The sequence below is a fragment of the Zoogloea oleivorans genome (assembly GCF_008107625.1).
Classification (GTDB): Bacteria; Pseudomonadota; Gammaproteobacteria; order Burkholderiales; family Rhodocyclaceae; genus Zoogloea; species Zoogloea oleivorans.
Genome location: NZ_SDKK01000081.1, coordinates 1 through 2252, shown reverse-complemented (window position 1 = coordinate 2252; position 2252 = coordinate 1). Strand labels below are relative to the sequence as shown.

The 2252-nt window shown below is 38.7% G+C and carries 3 protein-coding genes; all 3 read right to left on the bottom strand.

Annotated features, from left to right (window positions below):
- A partial coding sequence (locus ETQ85_RS25800; RefSeq protein ID WP_148581840.1) for a hypothetical protein occupies positions 1-699 on the bottom strand: 699 nt, incomplete at its 3' end.
- 85 nt (positions 700-784) lie between these two features.
- A complete protein-coding gene (locus ETQ85_RS25795; protein ID WP_148581839.1) occupies positions 785-1396 on the bottom strand; it encodes an HNH endonuclease signature motif containing protein in 612 nt (203 codons plus the stop codon).
- Positions 1397-1554: 158 nt separating this feature from the next.
- Positions 1555-1776 (bottom strand): hypothetical protein, encoded by a 222-nt coding sequence (locus tag ETQ85_RS25790; protein WP_148581838.1) that lies wholly within the window; start codon positions 1774-1776, stop codon positions 1555-1557.
- Positions 1777-2252: the final 476 nt, after the last annotated feature.

The window sequence follows — 2252 nt, the reverse complement described above, 5'->3', positions numbered from 1 at the left end:
CAATTGATCAGGGGTTCCCTTGATATCCACCCCTATGGAGTCCGCAAGATACTGTCTAACCTTCTTCTTCTCGGACAGCATCAAATCCATTGCTGGCGTATAGACATCTAATCCTCGATGCTTGGCAAGCTGTAGCAGCACGGTAGGTGCACAAGCCTCAACGTCATAGTTATATAGCAGCCCATGCCGTGCAAAAATGGTCTTCTTGTGGATCTTCTTGATATTCTGGAGTGGATGCCATAGACGTTGACTCTTGTCGTTATAATCAAATTCCATTGCCTTTAGTTCCTTGCCGTAACTTCTCATCACCAGTTCATTGATAAGCGTGTTGTCAAATACAACATCCTTCTTAGTCTCATACATTACCCTCTTGGGATTCTTCTTGATGTAGGTTTCAAAGCTTGGCACTCGATCACCCCTTAGCACCTTCCTTAAGTAGGTATAAACAGCAGGGTCATAGGTCCATTCCTTTAGCTTTGTTGTATCTGGCACATACAAATCATCAGTGCAGATTAAAAGATTCTCTCTAAGCCAATTTCCAAGATCGTTTTTCCCGTAGAAGTATTTTATAGCTTCGTGTGACCATGGCTTAGACTTCTTTAGAGATAGATTTACCACTGTCCCGAATAGTGCTTTTTCTATTCTTTCTCTGACCCTCTTGTCCACAAAATTTGGTTTATAATTTTTCTTATTATTCATCGCCTAAATAGTCCTATTAAGTTTTTCTCCTTGTGAGTGGGTTGATTTGGGTCTGGATATTCGCGTATCCAGACCTTATTTATTTTTAAGCTGCCAGTAAAAAATCGTCATTTCTTTCACTTTCGGCAATCAGCCAATCGTTATAAGCATCTCTATCTTCAGTTGAAAGGCTATGTTCAACGTAAAATCTTTCACCTACAACAGATAAGACCTTTTTGCATCTTTCGTGGCATGCCTGATATTTGTTTGTGTAATAGCCTATGTGTTTAAATTTCCCGTTAGAGTCTATGTAGCTTGCACGCCACTTGTTTGATTTTTTGTGCCAACACACACCAACTAAGCCAGAAGTATTATTTGAATGTTTAGTTATCTTTTGAAGATTTTGCTTCTGACTGACAACCTGAAGATTTTCAATTCGATTATTAGCCGGATTCCCATCGATATGATCCACCACCACATCAGCGGACAAGTCTCCTTTGTGAAATTGGTAGATTAGTCGATGAAGTCTGTAAATCTTTCTATCAATCGTTACGGTTGTATAACCAGTTTTCTTGAGACTCCCGGCAACGTCTCCAATATTAATTTTTTGTCGTGATACTTTCCAAAACAATTTTCCATCAGAGCAATCGAATAATCTCCGAAGTTCTATTTGACTCGGAATTTCCTTCGTTACTGCACGTGTTTTATTAATACTCATAGGTTTTTCCTTTAGATTTTTTTGCCTTTCTCCTATTGAGCTTGCCTGTGTTGTTAAAAATTACTTACTAAAAATACTAAGAATGTGGATGATCCCACTGAATGTAATCGGGACCATAACCAACACAACCAGCATCAAACGATATTTTTTAATGAAACTCATAGACTGCCCTCCTTGATAATTTTTCCGTAATGACAGATCACGAGCGAAAAAACGCGGTTGACGCTAATGTCTTTGTTTGTTTCCGCCATCATCATGCGCTGGATTGTTTTGATAACATCAAACGCATCGACACTAAAAGTTACACTGCGCGTTACAGGTAGTTGGTTAAGGTTTTCGTTGATGTTCTCCAGCGCCTCAGTAATTTGTTTATTTTTCATTTTCACTCCCATTAGACGTAAAAAAAGCCGCATTTTCCAAAACGGAAAACCGGCTATGTATTTTTGACTGCTATGTCAACATTACGTTTATCGGTTTTTCGTTTTGCCCTTTCGGCTAATTTACTACTATTCAAATTTACAAGCGTTATTGCTTGCACTGCTGTTACGACAAAATAATTTAGAACTTTAGGTGATTATCCGGATTAATTCCACTGTCTAATCTATTTAGGCATCAAGTTTGAGAAAACAGACATTTTCATTTCACATTATGAAAAATAACTTGAAAACCCGCGTGTTTGCTGGGAAAAATATATTTGTATTTCTACTATTTTTCCATCAACTCAGCCCCACGGGCATCATTAAGGAAGCTCTGATCAATTCAGAGCCGGTAAAATACTACTAAAGCCATAAAGCATCGTACTCCCATGAAGCAAGCCACCTTCGCCTCCCTGGCCTTCGAGCAAAAGAAGAAACAG